The sequence below is a fragment of the Methylocystis sp. MJC1 genome (assembly GCF_026427715.1).
Lineage (GTDB): Bacteria > Pseudomonadota > Alphaproteobacteria > Rhizobiales > Beijerinckiaceae > Methylocystis.
Window position 1 is genome coordinate 3,144,924 of sequence record NZ_CP107558.1, and the last position, 25,103, is coordinate 3,170,026.

At 61.5% G+C, this 25,103-nt stretch carries 21 protein-coding genes and 3 pseudogenes; 10 read left to right on the forward strand and 14 right to left on the reverse strand.

Translation table 11 applies throughout. The annotated features are described in order from the left end of the window. Together OGR47_RS15150 and istB are read left to right on the forward strand one after the other, a co-directional pair. A pseudogene (locus OGR47_RS15150) lies at positions 1-311 on the forward strand (IS21 family transposase); the annotation flags it as partial. A gap of 24 nt (positions 312-335) precedes the next feature. Further along, positions 336-1,052 (forward strand): annotated as a pseudogene (gene istB, locus OGR47_RS15155) (IS21-like element helper ATPase IstB); the annotation flags it as partial. Between the two features lie 1,244 nt (positions 1,053-2,296). Here the strand turns inward: istB and OGR47_RS15160 are convergent. The 5 genes from OGR47_RS15160 to OGR47_RS15175 form a co-directional block, all read right to left on the reverse strand. Continuing rightward, positions 2,297-3,187: a primase-helicase family protein gene (locus OGR47_RS15160; protein ID WP_165056261.1), complete on the reverse strand. Its 891-nt coding sequence runs from the start codon at positions 3,185-3,187 to the stop codon at positions 2,297-2,299. Then, complete coding sequence (locus OGR47_RS15165) at positions 3,100-3,852, reverse strand: hypothetical protein (RefSeq protein WP_165056262.1); 753 nt, start codon at positions 3,850-3,852, stop codon at positions 3,100-3,102. The genes OGR47_RS15160 and OGR47_RS15165 overlap by 88 nt, the downstream gene beginning before the upstream one ends. A 344-nt stretch (positions 3,853-4,196) precedes the next feature. Then, positions 4,197-4,421, reverse strand: coding sequence for a helix-turn-helix transcriptional regulator (locus tag OGR47_RS21820; RefSeq protein WP_165056264.1), 225 nt, complete (start codon positions 4,419-4,421; stop codon positions 4,197-4,199). 72 nt (positions 4,422-4,493) lie between these two features. After that, on the reverse strand, positions 4,494-5,006 hold the full coding sequence (locus OGR47_RS15170) for a hypothetical protein (RefSeq protein WP_165056266.1): 513 nt from the start codon (positions 5,004-5,006) through the stop codon (positions 4,494-4,496). Next, on the reverse strand, positions 5,003-5,758 hold the full coding sequence (locus OGR47_RS15175; RefSeq protein WP_246729906.1) for a site-specific integrase: 756 nt from the start codon (positions 5,756-5,758) through the stop codon (positions 5,003-5,005). The genes OGR47_RS15170 and OGR47_RS15175 overlap by 4 nt, the downstream gene beginning before the upstream one ends. A gap of 423 nt (positions 5,759-6,181) precedes the next feature. Between OGR47_RS15175 and OGR47_RS15180 the strand changes: the two genes are divergently transcribed. Then, positions 6,182-7,126 carry a FecR family protein gene (locus tag OGR47_RS15180; RefSeq protein ID WP_165056363.1) on the forward strand — a complete coding sequence of 315 codons (945 nt, stop codon included), beginning with the start codon at positions 6,182-6,184 and terminating at the stop codon, positions 7,124-7,126. Positions 7,127-7,385: 259 nt separating this feature from the next. Further along, positions 7,386-7,823: pseudogene (locus OGR47_RS15185) on the forward strand (efflux RND transporter permease subunit); the annotation flags it as partial. A 347-nt stretch (positions 7,824-8,170) separates the two neighbouring features. Here the strand turns inward: OGR47_RS15185 and OGR47_RS15190 are convergent. The 8 genes from OGR47_RS15190 to OGR47_RS15225 form a co-directional block, all read right to left on the reverse strand. Then, on the reverse strand, positions 8,171-9,274 hold the full coding sequence (locus tag OGR47_RS15190) for a cytochrome c oxidase assembly protein (RefSeq protein WP_165054569.1): 1,104 nt from the start codon (positions 9,272-9,274) through the stop codon (positions 8,171-8,173). After that, a complete protein-coding gene (locus OGR47_RS15195) occupies positions 9,274-9,723 on the reverse strand; it encodes a hypothetical protein (protein ID WP_165054567.1) in 450 nt (149 codons plus the stop codon). Before OGR47_RS15195 ends, OGR47_RS15190 begins: the two co-directional genes overlap by 1 nt. After that, positions 9,723-10,325, reverse strand: coding sequence for a cytochrome c oxidase subunit 3 (locus tag OGR47_RS15200; RefSeq protein ID WP_246729778.1), 603 nt, complete (start codon positions 10,323-10,325; stop codon positions 9,723-9,725). Before OGR47_RS15200 ends, OGR47_RS15195 begins: the two co-directional genes overlap by 1 nt. Further along, complete coding sequence (locus OGR47_RS15205) at positions 10,318-12,270, reverse strand: cytochrome c oxidase subunit I (RefSeq protein ID WP_165054544.1); 1,953 nt, start codon at positions 12,268-12,270, stop codon at positions 10,318-10,320. The genes OGR47_RS15200 and OGR47_RS15205 overlap by 8 nt, the downstream gene beginning before the upstream one ends. Before the next feature lie 13 nt (positions 12,271-12,283). Then, entirely contained in the window at positions 12,284-13,318 is a 1,035-nt protein-coding gene (gene coxB / locus OGR47_RS15210; protein ID WP_267270086.1) for a cytochrome c oxidase subunit II, read from the reverse strand. Next, a complete protein-coding gene (locus tag OGR47_RS15215) occupies positions 13,315-13,731 on the reverse strand; it encodes a c-type cytochrome (protein ID WP_246729777.1) in 417 nt (138 codons plus the stop codon). The genes coxB and OGR47_RS15215 overlap by 4 nt, the downstream gene beginning before the upstream one ends. A gap of 347 nt (positions 13,732-14,078) precedes the next feature. After that, entirely contained in the window at positions 14,079-14,903 is an 825-nt protein-coding gene (locus tag OGR47_RS15220; RefSeq protein WP_165054537.1) for a substrate-binding domain-containing protein, read from the reverse strand. Between the two features lie 9 nt (positions 14,904-14,912). Further along, a complete protein-coding gene (locus tag OGR47_RS15225) occupies positions 14,913-16,784 on the reverse strand; it encodes a PQQ-dependent dehydrogenase, methanol/ethanol family (protein WP_165054535.1) in 1,872 nt (623 codons plus the stop codon). 760 nt (positions 16,785-17,544) lie between these two features. On the opposite strand from OGR47_RS15225, the gene OGR47_RS15230 reads away from it, so the two are divergent. The 6 genes from OGR47_RS15230 (at position 17,545) to OGR47_RS15255 (ending at position 24,526) form a co-directional block, all read left to right on the forward strand. After that, positions 17,545-17,763 (forward strand): hypothetical protein, encoded by a 219-nt coding sequence (locus OGR47_RS15230; protein ID WP_165054533.1) that lies wholly within the window; start codon positions 17,545-17,547, stop codon positions 17,761-17,763. Positions 17,764-17,851: 88 nt separating this feature from the next. Further along, a complete protein-coding gene (locus tag OGR47_RS15235; RefSeq protein ID WP_165054531.1) occupies positions 17,852-18,175 on the forward strand; it encodes a hypothetical protein in 324 nt (107 codons plus the stop codon). Positions 18,176-18,367: 192 nt separating this feature from the next. Further along, the gene (locus OGR47_RS15240; protein WP_165054528.1) at positions 18,368-18,760 is read left to right on the forward strand and encodes a FixH family protein; all 393 of its coding nucleotides are present in this window, start codon (positions 18,368-18,370) and stop codon (positions 18,758-18,760) included. Further along, on the forward strand, positions 18,757-19,989 hold the full coding sequence (locus OGR47_RS15245) for a TolC family protein (RefSeq protein WP_165054526.1): 1,233 nt from the start codon (positions 18,757-18,759) through the stop codon (positions 19,987-19,989). Before OGR47_RS15240 ends, OGR47_RS15245 begins: the two co-directional genes overlap by 4 nt. After that, positions 19,986-21,365, forward strand: a complete 1,380-nt coding sequence (locus tag OGR47_RS15250) for an efflux RND transporter periplasmic adaptor subunit (RefSeq protein ID WP_165054524.1) — start codon at positions 19,986-19,988, stop codon at positions 21,363-21,365. The genes OGR47_RS15245 and OGR47_RS15250 overlap by 4 nt, the downstream gene beginning before the upstream one ends. Continuing rightward, positions 21,362-24,526: an efflux RND transporter permease subunit gene (locus OGR47_RS15255; RefSeq protein WP_165054521.1), complete on the forward strand. Its 3,165-nt coding sequence runs from the start codon at positions 21,362-21,364 to the stop codon at positions 24,524-24,526. The genes OGR47_RS15250 and OGR47_RS15255 overlap by 4 nt, the downstream gene beginning before the upstream one ends. Positions 24,527-24,673: 147 nt before the next feature. Here OGR47_RS15255 and OGR47_RS21930 read toward each other — a convergent pair whose 3' ends face one another. Beyond that, a complete protein-coding gene (locus OGR47_RS21930; RefSeq protein ID WP_165054518.1) occupies positions 24,674-25,000 on the reverse strand; it encodes a VanZ family protein in 327 nt (108 codons plus the stop codon). Positions 25,001-25,103 lie beyond the last annotated feature (103 nt).

Below are 25,103 nucleotides of genomic sequence, written 5' to 3' on the forward strand. Positions count from 1 at the left end.
GGTGCCCTGAGGGACGGCGCGCCGTTCAAGGACTGGGTGTTGCCGTCGGCCATGGAAAAGATCCGCCGCAAGCTCGCGGGGGATGCTGACGGCGATCCGCAAATGGTGAAAATCCTCGCTGCCGTTCTCGACGACGGGCTGCCGGCGGTCGAATCCGCCTGCGCGGGGGCCATGGATCAGGGCGTCCATTCCGCCGACGTCTCATTCGCAACATTTTGGCGCACCGCCGCGATCCCGGGCCGCCGCTGACCATCCTGACGCCGGACGCCCTGAAGCTCCAGCATGCCCCTTTCGCCGATTGCGCAAGATACGGCCAAACTGAGGAGTTCGGGCTGATGATGGAACGCACGCAATCTTCGATCTCATGGCAGAACTCAAACTCTATGGCATGAGGAGCGCCTACGACGAGGTGATGCTGCGGGCGTCAAGCGGCAGCATGAGCCGCCGTAGATCGTGGGCGACCTTCTCAAGGCTGAAATCGCCGAAAAGCACGCCCGCTCGATCAAATATCAAATGACGATCACCAAGCTTCCCTTGGCGAAGGACATCGACGACTTCGACTTCGACGGGGCGAGCGTCAACGAAACCTTGGTGCGCGATCTCGTCAGCGGTGCCTTCGTCAGTCAGCAGCTCGCAGGCGGCACGGGAACCAGCAAGACGCATCCCGCCATCGCCATTGCCAGAAGCTGCATTCGCGCCGGCCTGCGCGGGCGCTTCTCTTCAATACGGTTGATCTCGTCAATCGCCTCGAGGCGGAGACGCGTGCCGGACGCCAGGGGCGCATGGCTGATTATCTCAGGCGGATGGACTTCGTCATTCTGGACGAACTTGACTGTCTGCCCTTCGCACAGGCCGGCGGGCAACTGCTCTTCCATCTCGTCAGCCGGCTTTATGATTGCACCTCGGTGATCGTCACCACCAATCTCGCCTTTGGCGAATGGCCCAGCGTTTTCGTCGACCCCAAGATGACGACCGCGCTGCTCGACCGCCTAACCCATCACTGCGACATCGTCGAAACCGGCAACGAAAGCTGGCGCTTCAAAAACCGCCTGAGGCGACGCCCCGGCAGGCCGCTGCCGTTAACGGCGGAACGCCGGTCGGGCTACGCCCTCCCTCCGTCACGCCGATAACGGCAAACCCGCATCGCAAAGGGGTCCCTTTTCGGCGCACCCCACTTCAATGCTGATTGACTGGCGGACGCATTCGGCGTGGCCATTCTCTGCGGCCACGAGCAGTGGGAAGCCGCCTTGCCTACCGTAGCGGTGCCCCTGGGCTTGGCCGCCACACAAAATAGCCTTGGCAATGCGCTTCGAGCGCTAGGTTGGCGGAACAGCGGAACCCAGAAGTTCGAGGAGGCGATCGCCGCATACCGCGCAGCGCTCGAGAAATACAAGCGCGTTGCGTTCCTCTCGAATGGGCCATGCGCTGCCAGTTCGGCGGCCGGGAACAGGCCTCCGGCCAAACCCGTTAAAGCCCTGTCAGCAACGAAAGTCAGGGTGCCAACTTTGCTTGTCAGGAGTGTCAGGGCGGGATTTTCACACTCCAACTCGCGCCCAGTCGCGCCTTTTACGGCCGTGGAGCCGCAAAGCGCCGGGAAGGACCCGTAGATGTCAACCGGCCTGTCTACTCGCTTGCACGGGGAACCGCCGCGAGGGTGCCCCTGCTGGGGGAACGGACTATTCCATACGGCGTCCGTTGTTAGAGCTCTCGCAGAGAAGCCAAACGCAAAAACGCCCCTGCCCAGTCTCTCTATTTCCCTCGGCTTAGAAACGACGATAGATGGACCGCTCTGCGCCAGTGCCAATCGCATCGTCCGCTCTCGAGAATCTTATCGACGGTCATTAGAGAGGTTGTTGGCACACCTGCCATCCCTCTTCTTCAAGACAAAGAGAGGTATGACAGCCTTAGTGCCCTGATTTTGTGAGCGGTGCCAAGCCTGGCATAGTCAGCATACCTATTTTAGCGATTTTGGATTTTCGTCTCACAAGCTCGGAGACGGCCATCTCATGCACGCATGCGCGAGAAAAAGGTATCTCAGGTTTGACGGGTATGACGTCCATTGGAGCTTCTAAAGACTCCGCTGGCATACCTAATTGTTGGAGGTATGGCCGCTATGCCTACCCTTGTACGTGTTTAGCCAATACCCACACATTTGTGGGCGCGCGCAGATAGTGCAGAAGTGGGTGGACGGGATCGTGCAGCAACGAGACTAAAACGGTCGGAACGCAAGTCCGCGCGCAGCTAGGCTGCGCACGGAGTTAAGTAAAAAAACAGAGGTGGATATTACGGGCGGTCGCTACACCTCGCTGTCTTCGGGAACGCTCTCCGTGTCACCCGGCTCGATCTCCGGCCACTCAAAGCCCTGCCCGAACAGGTCTTGGAAATAGTCACGGCAGTTTTCAAGGCTCGGCAAGACATAGCAGTTGACGCGGCGGCTAACCATCGCGCCGGTTTGAGCCATTACCTGTCTCGTCGGCCTGCGTTTCAGGAAGTGAGGCACCAGTTTGTGAAGCTTGATGCCAAAGCTCGACTTATCGAGCTTGCGCTTGATCCCGATCTTGTCGCTGTGCGCGATGTAGTCTTTGAAAAGCGCTTCGGTTGGGACCTCATCGTGCCACTTCGATCCGCCCTCCTCCGTCACACCGGAGTTGAGGCGGTCGAGCCACCACGACTCCACGGGATCAAGCGAGCGTATCTTCTGCTCGAGCAACGCCTTCGTATTGGGAATCTGGCGCAAATTCACGCTGGTGAGATCGAAATCGAGGAGATCGCGCAACAGAGCTTCACGGCCCCCCGCGTTCAGCTCCTCCTCCATTTGCGCGAAAAAGGCGGAATTCTTCGCGCAGCGCGGGTCGATGTCGAGAACGAAGAAACGGCGCTCGTCCTTGCCGGCAGGCACAACCCAATCCTCGTTCGACGTCATGATCAGGCGGACGTAGTTATTCAACCGGATCGGGTCTACGCCCTTGGCCTCGATCTGCTGGAACGGCGACGTAATGAGGCCCTTGAGACGGCCTTCGGCTGCCTTGTCGCCGGCCCAAACCGCTTCGTCGGCCTGCAAGAGGAGGCAGCTGGCCATGTGGGCGTTAAACTGGCCGGTCACATAACGCGGGTCGTCGACGAGGAAGTAATGGCGCGGGAACAGAGATCCGAAGACCTCGCCCACCTTCGTCTTGCCGCAGCCCATGGGCCCTCGCATGACGATCGCGACGCCCAAGCGCTCGCGCGGTTTCTGCACCATATGTGCGAAAAGAGATACACAAAAAGCCATTCGTCCCCACGGCACACACTCATCAATAAGTGATCGCGAAATGTCCTGTAAGCCTGCGGATTGCTCTTGGCGGCCGGCGTCACCGAAAAGCCGGACCACAGGTTGAGATAACCCGCCGTTCCGGTCTCATTGTTCGGGTCCGGATGGAATTCAACGCCGTAATACTGCCGGCGGCGTTCGGAAAGCATCCAAGCCTTTGCCCAGGTGACCTCCTTGATTTTGCCGTCCGGGCCACGGATCTCCGTGCACTTGTTCGAGAACCAATGATTGAACGCCTCGATGGTCAAGAAGCGCTGCTGGTCGCTGACAGGCGCGTCCGGCTGTTCCCAATAGACGACCGCCTTCGGGCCAAACAGGACGAGCCCATACTCTCCATTCATCTCCTCAACGCCGAAGCCGAGGGGGCGCGGCTGACGCTTCTTATCGCCGCCGGAGCCTTCGGCCTTAAAAGGTGCTTTGCTCGTCTTGGCGCTGGAGACGTCGTTTTCCGAGGTCTCGAGTTCGCCAATTTCGATCACGGGCGCATTTTCAATGATCTCGGCGATCAGATAAGAGGGTTTTTTCTCAATGTCATCGTTCATTTTCTGTTTTCCTTTTCGTCGATTTCATCCCCACCCGCCACGGATCGTGACGCAGCGCGGTGGGGAGACGCGCTCTAGGAAGGGATACGGATTCGTCTGGAAAGCTCGCGTACGAGCCGGTTAGAGGCTGGCACCCAGATCTGCAGCAGGCGCGTGGAATTCATGATGAGAATAGTTCTCCTCATCGTGAGAACAATTCTCCTCTGCCTGAGGACCAGGCGGTTTGATGATGCTTAGGCGGCAGGCATCTGCGGCGAGGTCTGTGTGCACCACAAACAAGCGTTCGCCCACTTGGACAAGCCAGTCCGAATGATCCGCCCAGGTGGGAAAGGGGCGTTTCGTCATTACGCCGCCTTCCCGTGGTCTGAGGTGGACGTGCGCGCACGCGTCCTGATCCATGCTTCGACGGTAGTCAGATCATATTTAACGCGAGACCCAAGCTTCACGAAGTTGGGGCCGTCGAGGCCCGTCATACGCCATTTCGCGAGAGTGGAAACGCTCACGCCCAGTATATGGGCGGTCTCCAGCGGTGAAAGCAGGCGCTTGTAATTAAGAGATTTCGCTTCCATCGTGTTCACATCCCATTTGACGCGCCGACCAGCGGCGAACGGGGCGGAATTTGAGGGAAAGCGGGCACGCAGTCAGTCCGCGCTAGCTTTTGAAATCGCGCGGACGAAACGCAGATCGATTCCCAAATCGCCGGAAGCTAGTATTTTGATCGCTTGGGGTACAGCCTCTGTTGTGAAAATCGCGTTGACATAGTTTTCAGCGACAAGACGACAATCATAAAGATATGACCTGCTGAATTTGTCGCCCCTCATCTGTTTGGTTACCGCTTCCTCAACTCCACGACCCATGTTTATGTCATGAAGTATCTTTGCACCTAGCAGGATGCGCTCACGTGCATTTTCATCTTTTTTCGAGCGATAAGTTCTTCGCGCATTTTTGGCAGGCTTCAGAACGACGGAATTTCTTCCGTCTTTATCGTCGAGAAGACGGGCGAGTTTTCTTGCGATGGGTGCCGGGATGCTTCTCTTAGAGCGCAACATCTGCACCAAAGGGGCCACGTCAGAGCGTTCTTGAAGAGCGGCAAAAGCTGCGTTCCACCCGAAGGTTTCCTCCTCAGCCACACCCATGAAATGAGGGATGCTCATCTTGATTTCCTCAGTGTGGGAGTAGCCTGCGCGCAAGTACCATCAAGCGCCGCGGCGATGGTCGCTCCAATCGTATCCGCGGCCCGCCGCAAGGGATCCGCGTCCAAGTGCGCGTAGCGCGCCGTCGTCGCGGGCTGCGAATGGCCGAGAAGCTTTCCGATGATCGGGAGGCCCAGCGACGCGCCTGCGCCAAACGACGCAAAGCTATGGCGTAGGTCATGCAGCCGCACGCCTTCAAGACCGGCCGCGCGCGTCACAGCCTGCCACGGCTTCTTAAGGTCGGCGCGCGGCGCCCCTTCCTTTGCGCCAGCGATAATATGCGGGTTGCCTTCGACGCGCGCCAAGCCCGAAAGCACAGCTTGAGCAGCTGCCGAGATATAGATCGGCTTGCGGCCCGTCTTGGAGTCATCGAGAAAGATTACGCCGCGCTCCAAGTCGACCTGCGACCATTGTGCATCCAAGATCTCGCGAAGCCGCGCACCGGTAAGGAGCAAAAGCCGAATCGCCGCGACCGCGAAAGGGTCAAGCTTCACACGCCGGTTTTCGGGCTTTGCGAGATGTTTCGCCTTGGGGCCTGCCTCGTCCACCTCCCACGGGAGGCCGTCCATCTCGGCGAGGCGCAGGGCATCACCCAGGCGGGAGAGTTCGTCGGACGATAAGAACCGCTCCCTGCCCTGCTCTCGGTAGCGCTCGATGCGCCGGGCAGGGTTATGCCCTTGGACGAAGCCGCGACTTTCGGCCCAAGCGAACATTTTGGCCCATGTCGCTAGGGCTCGATTCGCCGCATAGGGCGTTTCCCCCATTTTGGCGTGAAGCGTAGCTAGTTGAGCGCGCGTGAGCGCTTCGGCCTATCTCGTTGCCGGAGCGAAAACTTCTACTCGCTCCAGATTCGATTGCTCAACCCTATGCCAAACGGCGGCGAGATAGAGGCGCTCGCGAACGCGTGCGCGCGCTTATCGTATGTTGGGGTCGGCGGCCCCTTTTGGAGCGCGCGCGAAATCTTCCCGAGACATTTGACTGCCTGATGATACCTTGACCATCCCCGGGGTGGTAACCCCTCTCTCCAGGCTCCCGGCAATGTTCGCGCAGGCTCTCGGCGCCGGAGCCCTGTGGACGATATTCTCTCAGTTGAGCAGCGCGTAGGGCGACGAAGAGCTGTGATTTCTGTTCGATCGATGAAGCCAATCAAGGAAACACCGCGTTCCGACGCCGACGACGCCGGGGACGCCGCCATCGACTGGTTCGTGAGATTGAGGGGCGGGCTGTCCTCCGCCGAGGAAAAGGCGGCTTTCGAGCAGTGGCTCGCCGAAGATGCCGAAAACGCCGCGGCGTTCGAGGAGGTCCTGCGCATGTTTGGCCATCTCGCTGGGATGAGCCCGTCCCTTCGGGTCCGACGCGCGCGCCGTGGCCGCAGGCGGCGCATCACGGCCACGGTCGCCACTCTGGCGGCCGCTCTCGCGATGCTGCTGTCGCTGGGCGACGTCGTAACACGAATTCGGGCCGATCATTACGCCGGCGTCGGGGAAAGGAAAGTCGTCACGCTGGATGACGGCTCCTGGGCGCAGCTCGACTCGAGGTCGTCTATCTCTGTCCATTACAGCGCCGCCGAGAGACGCGTGACGCTGCTTTCCGGCGAAGCCTGGTTCGACGTTGCGCCCGATCCCGCGCGTCCCTTCGTCGTCGAGGCCGGCGAGGGCTCCGTGACCGCGCTCGGCACCGCCTTTGACGTCGCCTTGGACGGCTCCGGCGCGCGCGTGACAGTGAATGAACATCGCGTGCTGGTCATGAGCCGGGGAGCCTCGGTCGTTGTAGCGGAAGGCCAACAGAGCGGTTATGAGCGCGGCGCCGCGGCGCGCGCGCCTGAAGCCGTGGACATCGACGCAGCCACCGCTTGGCGACACGGGAAGCTGATCGTGACGAAGCAGCCGCTTCGCGATGTTCTCGCAGCGGTCGGACGTTACCATCGCGGGATTATCTATTGCGTCGATCCATCTGTTTGCGCGCGCCGTGTTTCCGGCGTTTTCGGCGTCGACGACCTGCGGCAACTCGTCGACGAAGTGGAGATCTCGCTCGGCCTGCACGCCATCCACATGACCGAATATGTGACCTTGTTGTATTGACGCTCGAGGAACGAGAATTTTTTTAAAGGAGAGGTTCCGTTTTCTTGCCTTGCCACGTCTAGGGTTAGAGGCCTTGCCGTGGGACTGCATGTATGACGGAGCGAGAAGCAATAAGGAAAAGAACTCCGCAGCGGCTCCGAGATAAGTTCAGTATCGATCGAACGGCCCAGGGCTTGCCGCCCATCTGCGTAGAGATTTTAGAGCCGAAGCACGCGCACTTTGAATCAGGCGGCGCCCAGCAACCGCCTGCCCGGCGCAGATGAACGTCTCTGCGCCTTTCATTCGACGCCCCGTCGCGACCACACTGATCGCCGCCGCCTGCTTCCTGCTCGGCTCTCTCGCCTATTTCTTTCTGCCGGTCGCCAGCGTTCCGTCCGTCGAGCTGCCGATAATCGGCGTTTCCGCCTCTCGTCCGGGGACCGATCCGGCTACCATGGCCGCCGCGGTGGCCGCGCCGTTGGAACGGCGGCTCGCAGGCATATCCAGCGTCGCCGAGCTCACTTCCGCCAATTCATACGGCTCGACTTCGATCACCCTTCAATTCCGGCTCGGACGAAACATCGACGCCGCGGTGCGCGACGTGCAGGCTGCGATCAATGCGGCGTTGACCGATCTTCCCTCCGACCTGCCGTCCCCTCCTTCCTTCCGCAAGGCCAGCCTGGCTGGGTCGCCGGTCTTTGCCCTCGCGATGACGTCGGATAGAGGACGTGAATGCCGTTTACGTCCGCCAAACGATTCAGCGCGGCGTCCATCGAGCCTTGCGGAATTTGGTAGATTTTGACAGCCTCAGCGATTTCCCTGTTGGTCATCGAGGCGTGCGCGACGGCGGGGCTGCCTGCTTCGATCGCTTTCACGCCCATGACGATCGCGATCGCCGTTGTTCTTTTCCACTCTCTCCTGGCCGCCGTCTTGTTCATCTTCCACCGCTCAGAAATCGGCGAGGACAAGTCCTCCCTTTGTTCTGAGACGCGCGAAGCTTCGATCTAGGAACGTGGTTCGAAATATTCTTTTGATTGTTTCGCGGCCGCCCGACGTTACGATCGCTTATCGCAGCGTCGTCAGGTAAGCGGCGATGTCACGCCTTTGGTCGTCGGAGAGATGCATGTTTGGCATTGCGTTGCCCGGAACGATCTTTTGCGGATCACGGAGCCATGTTGCAAGATTTTCGGGCGTATTTCGCAAAAGGCCGGCGATATAGATTCGGCGGCCCATGGCGGTCAGCGGCGGACCGACGAGCCCTCTCGCGCCTGCGATGCCCGGGATCGTATGGCACGAGCCGCAGCCGATCTTTTCGATCTCTCTCGCGCCTGTTTGCGCGTCGCCTTCGATCCGAGGCGCCTCTCCCTTTGCCAGCAGATTCGCCGCCGGCTCGTCGTCGCAGCCCGCAAGGCCGGAGCCCACGAGCAAAAGCGCGAGAACGGGCGACGCGTGCCGCAAAGTGGCGCGGCGCTCGGCCCTTCTGAGGCAAAGCACCAGAAGCCCCAGGATAACGCCCATATAGACGAAACCGCCGGGTATCCACATCACTAGTCCGGCGAGTTGCTGATCCTCCAGCGGCGTGAGACCGAAGCTTATGGCGCCGAGGCGATGGGCCGCGTAAAGCGGGCGCGGCGCAATGGCGATCAAGGCGCCGGGCAAGGCGCTGAGCAGCGCCGCGGACGCGACGTAAAGCACGCGGGCACCGAGCGAAAGCGCATGAGCGGGATAAAGGCCGAAGGCGACGGACCAGAAACCGAAGGCCGCGAGGAAGAAGCTCAAATGCTCGGCGATATGAATCGCTTCGTCGGCAAGCGCCCGCGCGTAAAGGCCGGGAATGTGCCAAGCCGAAAAGACGCCGACGAAGTAAAGCCAGATGGCGACGGGCGAGAAGAAAAATGCGAGGAGCCGGGCTAGGCGTCGGCGTGAAAGGGCGGCGAGCCATCGTCGTGCCGACAGCGGCAAAATGCGGAAAAATACATGCGCTGGCCGCGCGGCCGCAAAGAGAGGCGCGCAGACCATGATGAGCATCAGATGCTGCGCCATATGCGCGGAAAACAGGGATTCGCTCAGCTCGCTCAGCTGCGAGCCAAGGGCAAGGAGGGTTAGGACAAGCGCCAAGCCAAAAGTCGCGGCCCTGATGGCTGCGACTTGCGCAGCGCGCGCAGACATCAGCTTCCGCATGGCGGAACCCAGAATATGGCGATCGTTGCAAAGAGGATTTGGAGCGCGAACCATACGCCAGACCACACGCCCCATATTGCAAAGAAGCGGGTGCGGCCCAGGCCTATATTGAGCGCGCTTTCATGGCCGCCTGCCGCCTCCTCGTGCGTGCGCCGCCATATCGAGAATGAGATGATAGCCGCTAAAATCGCAATGGCCAGGCAGGCTAGATTTATGGCGACAATCGCCGACCCAACCCACTCCCAGCCGCGCATGAAGAATTGTCTCGGCGTCTCTTTGGGAAAGCAGGCGTGGCTCGCCAGCCCGTAATCAACCAGGAGCTGCGCGCTCCATGCCAGAGGCGCGGCCAGCAAGGCGGCAAACACCGCCGCCATGGAGATGCGTTGCGGCGCTGGAGGCGCCACGCCATAGGCTTGCAGGAGTTGCTCGCTCGCCATCAGCCGACTCCGAGATAAGGCGTGACGTAAAAGGTAAAGAAGATCGCGAGCCAGACAAGATCAACGAAATGCCAATAGACCGCGGCGATCGAAATCGGCGCGTGCCGCTCGCTGTCGAAATAGCCGAGAAGCGACCAGAGCAAGACCGCCGCAAGCATCGCAGCGCCAACCGCGACGTGGGCCATGTGAAACCCTGTCGTGATGAAGTAGCTGGAGCCATAGGAGGTGGAGGAATAGGTGAAGGGTTTCTCTCCCCACTCGAGATACTGGACGATGAGAAAGATGGTTCCAAGCGCGAGACCAATTGCGAGGCCGAGCGCTTGTTTCGCACGTCGCCCGCGTGTCGCGCTTCTTTCGCCCCACCACACAAAGAGGCTGCTCGAAAGCAGGACGGCCGTGTTTGGCGCCGCCAAGGTGAAATCCGGCATTTCTGGAATCCAGTCTCGGCCGTATTGGACGGCGAAGTAATAATAGGAGAAGAGCAAATAGGCGAAGAGCGAGCCTTCGCTCATGATGATCGCTATCATGCCCCACCAGCCGAAGCTTTTATGGCCGATACTGCCGACTGGCAGTCTGGGGCGGCGGATCGTTGTGTCAGCCACGATTCGCCTCCGCAATCTGCCCGAGCTTGCGCCGGGGCCACAGCCAGATGAGAAGGGAAACAATCGAAAGGCCGAAGCCGATCGCCGTAACGATCCAGGACAAGACGAGCGCGCCGGCGCATAACATCGTCGCGGCAAGCGCGACGGCGAGCGGCGCGATCGAATCCTCGGGCACTTTCACAATGGCGTCCGGCTCGGCGTCGAGGGCGGTCGTGGTCAGCATTTCCTTGCCGTCATCGAGGCGCAGGCCGCGCTTCATCGAGGATTCGCCTACCGCCTCGGAGAGCTCCTTTTCCCAAAGCGGGTGCCGGCTCGCGACGGCGGGGATCACCTCGAAATCATAGGCAGGCGGCGGCGAGGGTATCGACCATTCGAGCGTCGGCCCGCCCCATGGATTTGGTCCCGCTGGAAGGCCGCGCTTTCGACTGACCGCAATATTGATGGCAAGTAGCAGAACGCCGACGGCTAGGATAAAGGCCCCGATCGTCGTGACGAGATTGACTGCGCTCCAACCGAGCCCTTCCGGATAAGTGTATATCCGCCGCGGCATGCCCGCGAGGCCCGTCCAATGCATGGGCAAAAAGGCAAGATTGAAGCCGACGAACACGGTCCAGAAGTTCCAGCGACCCAGCCGCTCGTCGAGCAGGCGGCCGGTCATCTTGGGAAACCATGTGTAAAGGCCGCCCATCACCGCGAGCACATTGATGCCGATGAGCACGTAATGAATATGCGCGACGATGAAATAGGTGTCGGTGAGCTGACGGTCGCTCGGCGCCGCCGCCGTCATGACGCCGGAAACGCCGCCGATGACGAAGGTGACGACAAATCCGGCGAAGAACAGAAAGGCCGTCGAAAGCACTGGCCGGCCGGTCCAGATGGTTGCAATCCAGGCGAAGACGGCGACAGCGCTCGGCACGGTGATGATGAAGGAGGCTGCGCTGAAAAAAGACAGCGCGAGGTAAGGAATGCCGGTTGCAAACATGTGATGCAGCCAGACGCCGAAGCCCATCACCATCGTTGCGACCGTCGCGAGCACGACGACCGTGTAGCCGACAAGCGGACGTCGGCAGAAGATCGGCAGCGCGTCCGAGACAATGCCCATCGCCGGCAGCACGACGACGTAGACCCAGGGATGCGCGAAGATCCAAAACAAATGCTGCCAGAGAAGCGGCTGTCCGCGGCCTGCCCAATTGAAGAAATGCGTGTCGAATTGGCGGTCGGTCCAGAGCATGAAGAAGGCGAGGCTGACGGCCGGCACGGAGAATAGGATGCCGAAAGAAGTGGTCGTCGTGCCCCAGGCAAGAATAGGGATGCGATTGATGGACATTCCCGGCGCCCGCGCGCGCAGGAAAGTCACCACGAAATTGGCCGCCGCCGCTGTGGAGGATACGCCGAAGAGGATCATGCCCAACGCATAGAAATCCATGTTGGGGCCGGGATTATATTGCCTGAGCGCATAGGGGACGTAGTTGAACCAACCGTCATTCGCACCATAGCCCATGGCGAAGCCGGCATAGATGAAGAGTCCCGAGAAAAGATAGATCCAATAGGAAAAGGCGTTCAGCCGTGGAAAAACCAGATCCCGTGTTCCGAGGATGAGCGGAAACAGAAAAGCGCTGAAGCCGGTGAGCACCGGCTGCGCGTAAAGGAAAATCATCGTGAGACCATGCATGGAAAAGAGCTGGTCATATTGCTCCGGCGACAACAGGCTTTTGTTCGGTCCCGCGAGTTGCAGGCGCATGACCAGCGCTTCGATTCCCCCAACGAGAAGGAAGAGAAAGGCGGTAGCGATATAGCGCTTTCCAAGCTCTTTATGATCGACCGTCGTGAGCCATCCCCAAAGGCCCGGCTCGCTTTCCCAGATATGCGCAAGGTCGCGTTCGACTTTCGATTGCGGCCGGACATATTCGAGGTCCAGGGGACGGTCGTAATTCGCGATCGCCATGGCCGTCTCCTGCCTATTCCAAGGTTTCGAGATATTGACGAATGGTCGCAAGCTCCGGCGCCGAAAGCTCGAGAACCGGCATTTTGGCTCCCGGCTTGATGGTCTGCGGATCGGCGATCCAGCCCGAGAGATTGGCGATCGTGTTCGGCAGCGTATTCGCGGCGATGTCGCGACGGCTCATCAGATGCGTGAGGTCCGGGCCAAGCGCGCCGCCTGCCCCGGCGCCGCGCACGGTGTGACACGCGCCGCACCGCGCGACGAAGAGCGTTTGAGCGCTTGCGAGCGTGCCGGCTTGCGGCTTGGCCGGGCGCAATTGCGCGGCGCGCCAGGCTTCGAAATCCTTGGGCGCGTCGGCGACGACCGTGATCGCCATATGAGCGTGCTGCCGGCCGCAATATTCCGAACATTGACCACGATAGACGCCCGGCTGACCCGCTTCGAGCCATGTCTCATTGGTCTGGCCGGGAATGAGGTCGATCTTGTCGCCGAGCGCGGGAATCCAGAAGGAGTGAATCACGTCGGCGGTTTCGACCTCGAAACGCACGGTTTGACCAACCGGAATATGCGCCTCATTCGCCGTGTCGAAAATTTGCGAGGGATCGTCGCTCTTGTAACGGAATTGCCACCACCATTGATGGCCGATAACCCTGATCGTCAGCGCCGGATCATGGGGCGGCCGGTTGATCGCCGCCATTGTGTAGGCGTTCCACGCCATGCCGCCGAGAAGCGCAACGGTTGAAATGGCGACACCGATCGTGATCCAGGAGAGGCCGCTTTCCTCGCGCGCGAGCGGTTCTCGGTCGGCTTCCGTAGCGCGGCGCGGGCTTCGCCGACGCAAGACGGCGGCGAGCGTCAAGGCAGTGATTATGACAACGACCGCAATGGACAGGATCAACAAGGCCCAGGTGAGCGTTGCAATCGACCCGGCCTTTCCGCCAAAGGCCTCAAGATAGTTCATCGGAGGAGAGGGCCCTTGGGCCCCCGCGGCCGATTGTGCGATGAGCGCAAGGCCGAGGGTAACCGCAACATGTGCGGCTCTCCCTTTCATGGATGCTTCTCATTGGGCTTTTGACCGGCGCTAAAGTTCTCGGTCTGGCTCCAGGGCGTCGATGTTTGCGAAAATTCGGCGGGCGTTTGCTCGATTCTCCACGCGTCATGCGAAGCGGTTTTGCCCCAGCTCTTCGCAGGCTCCTTGCTGATGCTTTGGACGTAGGCGACGAGATCCCAAATGATGTTCTCCGGCAACATTGCGCCCCAGGAGGGCATGCCATTGGGACGCCCCTGATAAATGCTCATGTAGATGTTGGCGTCGGCGCCGCCGTAAATGAAAAAGCTGTTGCTCAAAGCCGGCCCCATGCCGCCGCCGCCGTTGGGCGCATGACAGCCGACGCAATTGAAGGTCGCGAAGTAGTTCATCCCGCGCTGAATGGCTTCCGAGTTGTTCGCGACAGGATTTTTCATTTCCTGGCGCGGAGGGGCGTTGCCCGGAAACAGTCTCGACACAGGCGTCTCGAGTAGATTTGTTCCGGCAGGATAGAGGCTGAAGACTGGAGCCGCGGCGGCGTTCGCTGGCGGGCTTGGCTCATTTTGAGGTTGCGTTTGCCCTGACGGTTGTTGCTGCGCCGGCTGAGGCTGCGCCTGATTTAACTCGGGCGGAGCCTGCGGCGGGGCGGGTTGCTGCGCTCTTGGCGGCGGCGCCGGGCGCCTGGGACGCGCGAGCGTACCCGCCGCAGTGAAGACGACGCATGCCGTCACGGCGGAGACCGTTGCGAAGAGAACCGGAGCCCAAGCCTTGCGCATGGCGCTTCTCACCCATTCCGAGCATGGTCGACGGGAACGCCATAGCTCTCGACGATCGCTCTGATCTCCGCGCTCTTGTCAGAGATAATCTGGTCGAGGCGCCGCCTCAGCGCATGGTCGCCCTTCCGCACCCCCATCGAGATATCGAAAGAGAAACGGAGTGGCGCGAAATCGCTCGTTTCTTCGATCGCTTCTATGCGTAAGGGAACGCGAGAATGCAGCGCCTCATAGCCCGCGAATGGGCCCCACGTTGCCGCTATATCGATCGCGTCATCTTCGACGGCTTTGATCAGACGCAGCGGCGGCGCGGGCTCCCGATAGTCGCCGTAGATGGTGAAGCCGACGACATTCTCGACCATTCCCTCTTGCGCCAGGACATGCGCGGGCGGGGTGTTCATCCCGTCGTCGCCAATGAGATGCACGCCGATTCGAAATTCTCGCAACCGAGCGTCTTTCAGCGAAGCCACATCGATGTCGCGATCGCGTCTCGAGACAAAAACATAGCGCGATCTATAATAGGGCGCGGTAGTTTCGACGGGGCCGTAACCTGTGGGTACGCCCATCACAATGTCGCAAAGATCCGCTTTCAGCGTGTTGCGGATGAAGCCGCGTCGCTGAGCCTGCCAGACATAAGACAGCTTTTTGCCGAGTTCTTCTGCAATGAGTTTCGCGAGGCGGTTTTCGAAGCCTTCGCCGGCGGCGTTGGAGAAAGGAAGATTGTTCGGGTCGGCGCAGACGCGCAAATCATCCGCCGCCTCATGCGTGGGCCAGCTTGCGCGACCGACCGCTGCTGTCGCGATGATCAGCGCAAGGAGAAGAAGCGCGCGGCGCATCGTCTCCTCCTAGCGGCTGGCCGGCGCATTGGTCGCGCCAGACGGTCCGAGGGAGAAAACGAGAAGCGTGCTGCCGCCAACTGTGTAAAGCGGCAAATCCTGCGTCGCGCCGGTGAAACCGAGCGCGCCATTTCTCACGCGCGGATCGACTTCCGCGTTCGCGACGACGCCGGGCCAGCCTCCGACGCCTGAGAGGATCGCGATATATTGCACGCCGTCATTGCCGAGATAGGTGACCGGTTGGCCGATGAAACCCGACGGTCCCGTCGCCTGCCAAAGCACGTGGCCTGTCTTTGCGTCGACAGCTTTGAACTTGCGGTCCATCGTGCCGTAGAAAACAATGTCGCCCGCCGTCGCCAATGTCCCGCTCCACACAGGAAGCTTTTCCGTGAGCGACCAGACCTTCGCGCGTTTGACAGGGTCCCACGCCATGAATTCGCCGCGATGGCCGCCGGGCCCCGCATACATATCCACCGTCGCGCCGACGAAAGGCGTGCCCGCGATATAGCTCACCTCGCTCGTGCGGAAATTCGCGCACAAATGCTGGTGCGGCACATAGAGCAGCTTGGTTCGCGGCGACCAAGCTGTCGGCTGCCAGTCCTTGGCGCCGGGCGGCGCTGGGCAGACGTTTTCGATGGTCTTGTCGAGAACCGGCGTCATCGATTCAACAGGCTTGATGCGGCCTGTCTTGAGATCGACGCCGGAATAGACTGTCACCGTGTCGTAAGTGTCGGCGGACAAGACCTCGCCCGACGTACGGTCGAGGACATAGAGATAGCCGTTGCGTCCAGGATGGATCAGAACTTTTCGGGTCTCGCCGTTGATATCCAGATCGACGAGGACATTCTCGTTGATCTCGTCATGATCCCAAAGGTCGTGCGGGCTTGCCTGATAAGCCCATTTCGCGGCGCCTGCATCGACGTCGCGCGCGAAGATCGTGCTGGTCCAAAGATTGTCGCCGGGTCTTTGGTCCGCGTTCCAAGGCCCCGGGTTGGCGGTGCCGTAATAGAGATGATTGAGATCGGGGTCATAGGCCAGCCAGCCCCAGACGGTTCCGCCGCCGATGCGCCAGCGGTCGGCGGGCCAACTTTGCACGCCGAGGTCTTTTCCCTTCATCCAATCGTAATGGGGCTTGAAGTCAGCGCCGATCAGCACGTCCGAGTCCGGCCCTGTGGAATAAGCGCGCCAGGCAATCTTGCCGCTGGCTTGATCGACCGCGGTGACCCATCCGCGCACGCCCATCTCGCCGCCGCTATTGCCGGCGAGCACTTTTCCCTTCACGGCGAGAGGCGCCATGGTGATGGTCTCGCCGAGATTGATGTCGCCGAGCTTCGTCACCCACAGCTCGTTGCCGGTGCGCGCGTCTAGCGCCACCATGTAATCGTCCAGCGTGGCGAGAAAGATTTTTCCATTGTCGTAGGCGAGGCCGCGACTCACCACATCGCAACAGGCGACGCCCTTCGCCGCGGGGGTTGGCTTAGGCGCATAGGACCATTTCAATTCGCCCGTCGCCGCGTCGAGCGCAAAAACCTGATTGGGGTGCGGACCGTCATAAGGAGCGACGACATACAGCGTCCCGTCGACCACCAATGGCGCCGCTTCCTGTCCGCGATTGGCGCCAACGGAAAAGGACCAGGCAAGCTTCAACTGTCCGACATTCTCGGTCCTGATCTGATCGAGCGGGCTGAAGCGCGTATTGGCATAGTCTCTCGAGGCCATGGGCCAGTTTGCGGCATTGGCGTAGAGAGAGGTAAGCGTCTCGCTTCTGCTCTGCTGCTGCGCGAGAGAAGGCGTTGCGACATTCACGTCAGCGATAAAGGCCGAAGCGACACACGTCAGCGGTACTGCAACGTAAGCATAACGCGACCGAAGCTTGCGCATGAGCGCCTCAAAGTCTCGGATTGCAACGAACAATTATCCCTTACGACTGGCATCTAGGGGGCTCTTGCTCACAAGCAACCGCTGCGGCTGGCGCGCCATCATAGTCATGGGTGGAGGAATTTTTTGGCGTCTGGTGGCGCTCCAGCGTCCCAGAGCAAGGAATGTTTGTCCTTTCGGAACCTCGGCGACGATGTCGGGGTTCGTGGCGAAGGGCCCCTGGATCATAGGTGCGACATGAAACGCCGCTCTATTAAAGACACGCCAGCATCCGCTCCCGTTTCGAGACCCGATTGCCCCGACTGGGCGCTACGGAGGCTAAGACTGGAACGTCTGGCGCGCTTGGTGGAAGCCGAGAAGGAGCCTGTGCGGCTCTTCTCGACGATGGAATGCTATCCGAGGAAAAAGCGCCTTGCTTTGCGTCAGAACGGATCGCCTTTGGCGATCGCGTTCAAGGATTCGATATTTCGAATAGAAGGCCTCGCAGGCGACAGCGTGGCGGACGGCGTATCCTTTTTCAAGCTGTCGCTAGCGGAAGCGCATACGCTCCTTTGTGACTGTCATTACGGCGGCGTCTTACATATCGGGCAATCAATCGGCGAACAGGTCGCCCAGAGGGCGCGGTCGCTCGCAGCGAGGCACACCTTTGCCGAGTTGCGGGACCGGCTTACGTCCTGGCTCGGGAGGCGTTAGGGACGGCATTTCTTCGGCCGTCCGGACAGTTTCGGCGACGGACGGCCGATAATCGGAAAGAGGCGAACAAATGCAAAAGCGGCTAACAATAATGGCGGCAATCTTGATCGCGATGACGCTTCCCGCGGCGTCGCAGAGCGAGGAACATCGAGAACATAGCGCCATGCAGCACCTCGGGGGCCATTACCGGCATATGCATCGCGATTGGAGCGAGCAGACAGGGCGACATATGCACAGCGTCTGCTGGAACTGGGAGCCTGGAGAGGGCTGGGTCTGGATTTGCCGATGAGCGCGCCTTGCCAAGGCGCGCCAAAAGAGCGTGGCCCTGGCCAGTTGCCGACCAGAGCGGCTGTGATATTGTGCGTCCGGGAAACGCAATGAAGCTGAACTGGCTGCACCTTATCGTCTCTGCGATGCTCGTCATCGCCGCTCTGTCAGGGGCGGCGCCGAGCTATGCCGGGCCTGCGCTCCATCCCTGCGCGGCGATGACCGCGATGGACGACTGTCCCGACCATTCGGCCAACCATGCGACAGCGCCGCGGCGCTGCGACTCCCTCATCTGCGGTGCTGTTCAGCTGACGCCGCCTTTCGCCCTTGTGGCGACCACCACGGTAGCTACCGCGCCAGCGCGTCGAATTCTCGACGATGCCGACTATCGAGGGCTCTCAACGCCACCGGACCTTCGTCCCCCAATTCTCTGAGGCTCCATCGGCGCCCGCCGGCTTCGGTGCGCGCTTTCATGGGCGCTTTGGTGACTGACGTCGCGCTGCGGGCTGTGAATTCAGCCTCCTCGCGAACAGCCCAGATCTTCCCCCTTACGGTCTCAGGCCCCCTTGCGGGGCGATCCAACTTGCGCACAGCAACGGTTGCGAGCGGCGCGAGAGAGAACTCACATGTCACGGAAAATCTTACGGCTGGTCGGCGCAATGACTTTCGTCGCGCTGGGCTTGGGATACGCCCGCGCCGCCGTCGACGACTATGCGTTCGAGCTGGTCAAAACCCAGATCCAGAAGGGGCAAAGCTTCGCCGATGTGCGGCTTGTCCATAGGCCGGACGGCAAACTTGTTGGCGACGCGATTATTTTCGCCACGAGGCTCGACATGGCGCCCGACGACATGGAATCGATGACGAGCGCCATGGAGCTGACGCAAAGCCCTGAGCCTGGCCTATACCGCTTCAAGGTCGATCTGACGGACGAGGGACGCTGGCGCATGTCCATCGCGGCGAAGATTCAGGGAGAGGCCGGCACGCTCCACGGCCGGTTGATCTTGAAGGCGACGCCATGAGGCGACTCATTTTTTTGTCGATCTGCGTCGCGCTAGGCCTTGCCGCCCCGCCGGTTCTGGGAGCGGAACGGAGCGTGCCGGGCGCGACGGCGGAGAGCGTTATCGCTTTGGCGCGGCGGCTCAGTCCAGAGCTCGCGGCCGCGGTTCTCGACGCCGACGCCGCCTTGCAGCGGGTGGGCGCCGCCGGGGTTCAACCTGACCCGACGGTCACCCTGCAGGCTTGGGACGTGAACAGCAAGGGCGTTGGCCAGCGCTGGATCGGGGCCGAGCAGACATTCAGGCTATGGGGAAAGACGGACCTCGAAAAAGGCGTCGCCCAGGCGGACGCCGATGCGGCGCGGCACCAGAGTCATGCGATGGAGGTCGATCTCGTCGCCCGTGTGAAGACGGCCTACGCCCAATATAGCGCCGCCCAGCGCGCGCTCGAATTGTCGAAGTCGCTTCAGCAACGCGTCGATCAGCTGCTGGAGCTGTTGCGGCTGCGTTATGGCGCGAGCTCGGTCGATCAGCAGGAGGTCATCAAGTCCGAGCTGGAGGCGGCCAACGCCGCCGCCGACGTCGCCCGAAGGGAAGGAGACGTCAAATCGTCGGCCGCGCGCTTGAACGCGCTCATCGGCCGCGACGCGCGTGCGGCGCTCGCTGCGCCCAAGGGCTTTCCGGCGCTGAAAACGAAGCTCACGCTCTCCGGCGTGCAGGACTTCGCGCGGTCGTCGAACCCCCAGCTTGCGGCGACGCATGCGCAAGTGCGCTCCGCCACGACCACGAAGGAGCTGACCGAGCTCAACTACTATCCCGACATCACCGCCGGCGCGAATTTCGTGCAGCGCCAGAGCGGCGAAAACAGCGGCATGTTCCTGCTCGGCTTCAAAGTGCCGCTGCAATATGAGGCGAAGGACGCCGAGCAGCGCGCGGCGAGCGCCAGCCTTGGCGCCGCGCAGGCGCGCAACGAGGCGCTTCGCATCCGCCTCGACGGAGACGTGGCCGAGGCGTGGTACCGCTTGGAGGCCATCCGCAAGGCGATCAAAATTTTCGAGCAGCGCCAGCTTCCCCCGGCGAGACTCTCCGTCGAGACGGCGCGCGGCGGCTTTGACGCCGGAACGACCGATCTTGCGACGCTTCTCGAATCCGAACGGCGCCTGCGCGCCGTCGAACTGGAGCTGCTCGCCCTGAAGGTCGAGGAGCAGAGCAAATACGCCGACCTCGAACGTCTGGCAGGAGGCGCGCTATGAGCCGCGCAAAACGCATTTTTTCCGCCGTCCTCGCTGTGGTCGCGCTCGGCGCCGCCGGCTTGTGGCTGTGGCGCGCCAAGGCGCCGGATCACGCGCCGGCCGAGTCCCATGTGCAAGGGACGGGACCGATCATCTACTACCGTGATCCGGATGGCCCCTTCTATTCGGCAAAGCCGAAGAAGAACGCCGCCGGCAAGGACTATGTCGCCGTCCGCGCCAGCGAGGACGTCTCCTTCGAGGATAAGCCGCCGGAAGTTGCGCAAACGCAATCGTCCGGCCGCCGCATTCGCTATTACCGTAACCCCATGGGCCTTCCGGACACATCGCCCGTTCCCAAGAAAGACCCGATGGGGATGGATTATGTCCCGGTCTATGAGGACGAAGCGCAGGACGTTTCGACCGTCACGATCAGCCCCGGAAAGCTGCAAAAGACGGGCGTGCGCTCGGAGCCTGTCGAGCGTCGGGCTGTGACCGTTCCTGTTCGCGCCGCCGGCCGCGTGGATTTCGATCCGCGGCGCACCGCAGTCGTGGCGCTACGCTTCGAGGGTTTCATCGAATCCGTCGAGAAGGTCGCCGAGGGCGATTATGTGCATAAGGGCCAGCCGCTCATGCGCGTCTATGGGCCCGACCTCTCGAGCGCCGCAGCAGAATATGTCGCCGTGCTCAACGCGCATTCGGCGGCGCGCATGGAAGGCGCGCGGCGCCGCCTCGTCAATCTCGGCCTCGACGACGCGACGATCGCCGCGATCGCGCGCAGCCGCCGCGTTCCGCGCGTGATCGACTGGCCCGCGCCGCAGGACGGCCATGTCATCGAGCGCACGGCGCTGAGCGGGATGCGCGCGGCGCCGGGCGAAACTTTGTTTCGCATCGTCGATCACAGCGTCGTCTGGATTTTGGCGGATATACCCGAGCGCGACGTGGAGGCCGTGGCGCCGGGGCAGACGGCGATCATTCGCGCGCGATCCTATCCCGATCATCCGTTCAAAGGCCGCGTCGCGCTCATCTATCCGCATTTGAACATGGAGACGCGCACGGCCCGGGTGCGCATCGAGCTGCCAAATCCAGAGGGGCGCCTGCTCGGCGACATGTTCGCGGACGTAGAGATCGAAGCAGGCGGGAAGGAAAAGGTTCTGGCCGCGCCGGAGAGCGCGATCATCGACGCCGGCAAGCGACAGGTCGTTATCCTCGATAAGGGCGAGGGTCATTTCGAGCCGCGCGAAATTAAGATCGGGAAGCGCGGCGACGGCTATGCGGAAATCGCCAACGGCCTTGCTGAGGGCGACCGCATCGTGACGTCGGCGAACTTCCTGATCGACGCCGAGAGCAACCTCAAGGCCGCTTTGCAGACGCTCGATCACAAAGAGGCCGGAAAATGATTGGCCGCCTCATTGCTTGGTCAGCCCGCAATCTCGTGCTCATCTTTGTGGGGACCGCCTTCGCTGTCGCCGCGGGTCTCTATGCGCTGCGCACCCTGCCGCTCGACGCCATTCCTGATCTCTCCGACGTGCAGGCGATCGTCTATACGGAATATCCGGGTCAGGCGCCGCAGGTGGTCGAGGATCAGGTCACCTATCCGCTCACGAGCGCCATGCTCACTGTGCCGCGCTCCAAAGTGGTGCGCGGCTTCTCCTTCTTTGGCGTCTCTTTCGTCTATGTGATCTTCGAGGATGGAGTCGACGTCTATTGGGCGCGCTCGCGCGTGCTCGAATATTTGAGCTCCGCAACCAAGCGCTTGCCCGCAGGCGCGACGCCGGTGCTCGGCCCCGACGCCACGGGCGTCGGCTGGGTCTATCAATATGCGCTCGTCGCCAAGGAAATGACGCTTGCGGAACTGCGCTCGCTGCAGGATTGGACGCTACGCTACGGGCTCGCCAAGGCGGAAGGCGTGGCGGAGGTTGCAAGCGTCGGCGGCTTCGTGCGGCAATATAATGTCGTCGTCGATCCCAATCGCCTGCGCGCGCTGAATATCCCGCTCTCGCGCATTCGCGAGGTCATCCGCGCCAATAATGCGGATGTCGGCGGCCGCACAGTCGAACTCTCGGAGTTCGAATTCATCGTGCGCGGCCGCGGCTATCTGAAGGGCGTCACTGACCTCGAAAACATTGTGCTGCGCGCCGGCGGCGGCACGCCGCTGCTCCTCAAGGATGTCGCGCGCATCGAGCTAGGTCCTGATGAGCGCCGCGGCATCACGGAGCTCAACGGCGAGGGCGAGGTTGCGAGCGGCATTGCGCTGCAACGCTACGGCGCCAACGCCCTAACTGTCATCGATAACGTCAAGGCCGCTCTGGCGCAGCTCGCGCCGAGCCTGCCGAAGGGCGTCGAGATCGTCCCGGTCTATGACCGCTCCGAACTCATCCATGCGGCGATCGAAACGCTGCGCGGCGCGCTGGTCGAGGAAAGCGTTATCGTCGCGCTTGTCTGCGTCGTCTTCCTTTTGCATTTCCGCAGCGCGCTGGTCGCCATCATCATGCTGCCGGTCGGCGTGTTGATGGCCTTCGCGGCGATGAAAGCCCTGGGGCTCGGCTCCAACATCATGAGCTTGGGCGGCATCGCCATCGCCATCGGCGCCATGGTCGATGCGGCGATTGTGATGATCGAGAACGCGCATAAACGTCTGGAGCGCGCGCCGCCCGATACGCCGCGCATCGATATTTTGATCGACGCGGCGACCGAAGTCGGACCGGCGCTGTTCTTCAGCCTGCTGATCATCACCGTGTCCTTCCTGCCGATCTTTACTTTGGAGTCGCAGGAAGGGCGTCTCTTCAGCCCGCTCGCCTATACGAAGACCTTCGCCATGGCGTCGGCGGCGCTTCTGTCCGTCACGCTGGTTCCGGCGCTGATGGTGATTTTCGTGCGCGGCAAGATCGTCTCCGAGGAGAGAAACCCGATCAATCGGGCGCTGATCTATCTCTACCGGCCGATCATCCGCCTCGTGATGCTCTCGAAGATACCAACGGTCGTTCTGGCGCTCGCGGCCGTCGCCGTCACGATCATCCCCGCGCGCCAGCTCGGCTCGGAATTCATGCCGGCGCTCAACGAAGGGGCCCTGCTCTACATGCCGACGACGCTGCCGGGGCTTTCGGTGACCAAGGCCGCGCAATTGCTGCAGACGCAGGACCGGATCATCAAATCCTTCCCGGAAGTGAAATCGGCCTTCGGCAAAGCGGGACGCGCTGCGACGGCGACAGATCCGGCGCCGCTCGAAATGTTCGAAACCGTCATCGATCTCAAGCCGAAAGAAGAGTGGCGGCCCGGCGTAACCGTCGAAAGTCTCGTCGCGGACATGGACGCGGCGCTGCAGTTCCCGGGCGTCTCCAACGCTTGGACCATGCCGATCCGCAACCGCATCGACATGCTCGCCACTGGCATTCGCACCCCCGTCGGCGTCAAGATCATGGGGCGCGATCTTGCGCAGCTCGAAGGACTCGCGCGCCAGGTCGAGAAGGTCGTGAAAGGCGTTCGCGGCGCCTCTTCCGCTTATGCCGAGCGCGTCATGGGCGGCTATTATCTCGACATCGTCCCCGATCGCGCAGCGCTCGCGCGTTACGGCCTGATGATCGACGACATGCAGGCGACGATAGCGACTGCGCTCGGCGGCGAAACAGTGACCACCACAGTGGAAGGACGCGAGCGCTATGGCGTGAATGTCCGTTATCCGCGCGACTTCCGATCGAGCCCGCGCGCGATTGCGAGCGACGTGCTGATCCCGCTGACTGGGGGTGGAACCATCCCGCTGGGCGAGGTCGCGAAGGTGGATTTGGTCCGCGGCCCGACATCGATCCGCACGGAGAACGGGCAGCTCGCCGTCTATATCTTCGTCGATGTCCGGGACCGCGACATTGGCGGCTTCGTGACCGAAGCGCAAAAGGCCGTTTCCGAGGCGGTTCAATTCCCCGCCGGCTCCTATGCTGTCTGGAGCGGTCAATACGAATATCTCGAACGCGCAGAGGCGCGCATGCGCGTCGTCGTGCCAGTGACACTCGCGATCATCTTTTTGCTGCTCTATCTGAATTTCCGCAAGATCACCGAGACGCTCATCGTCATGCTGTCCTTGCCCTTCGCGCTTGTCGGCGGCGTCTGGCTGATGTGGCTCATGAACTTCAACATGTCCGTCGCGGTGGGCGTGGGCTTCATCGCGCTCGCAGGCGTCGCGGCGGAAACGGGCGTCGTCATGCTCATCTATCTCGACGCCGCGCGGCAGGAGATTGCGGCGCAACGCGCCGAGGAAGGGAAAACCTTCACGAAGTTGGATCTTCACAAGGCCATCATGCTCGGCGCGGTCGAGCGCGTCCGTCCCAAAATGATGACGGTCGTCGCTATCATGGCCGGCCTCGTGCCGATCCTTTGGAGCACCGGCGCCGGATCGGAGGTCATGCAGCGCATCGCGGTCCCGATGATCGGCGGCATGGTGTCATCCACCTTTCTGACGCTTTTAGTCATTCCGGCGATCTACGCTTTGATCAAGGGCGTTGGCCTGCCGGCCGGTGATCAACCGAGCGTGCGCGTGGTTACAAGGTCCATGGCGGGACCGGTGTAGAGACGAAGGCTTATTTTTACCGCTTCCGTTTTGACTATGTCATTCCCGGCGGGCTGAAAGCCCGACCGGGAATCCAGAGCCACAAGAGCGCTGTTTGTTGCTCTGGAGTCCCGACCGCTCGCTTTGCGAGCGTCGGGAATGAACGGATCAGGCCCGAGGCCCGAGACGCGTCAAGACGGCGCCAAATGTGAGCCCAACGGTCAATCCCATCGAGCTTGCCAATGCATCGAGAAGATCAGGCGACCGCCCGGGGATGAAACTCTGAATCGCCTCCAAGACGACGCTGGCGATAACGAGCGCGCCCCAAATCTGCGCCCGCGTTCTAAGACATCGATACGCAATGCTGAAAAGGAACCCCGTTCCAGCATAGGCGATGAAATGTTCGAGCTTCCCCGGCAGAATCGTGTGCGGGCGGGCGTCGCCAGGCGCCAGTGAAAGCGCCAGGATCACCAAGACGCATGCCCAAGCCAGCATGCGGGCTATTCGTTGAGCTGCGCTTGTCACTTCCACTCCTTTTGCGACCCGTCGTCAGTTTTCGCCCGACCGAGCGAAAGGAAGGGAAGCGCTCTCAATATGC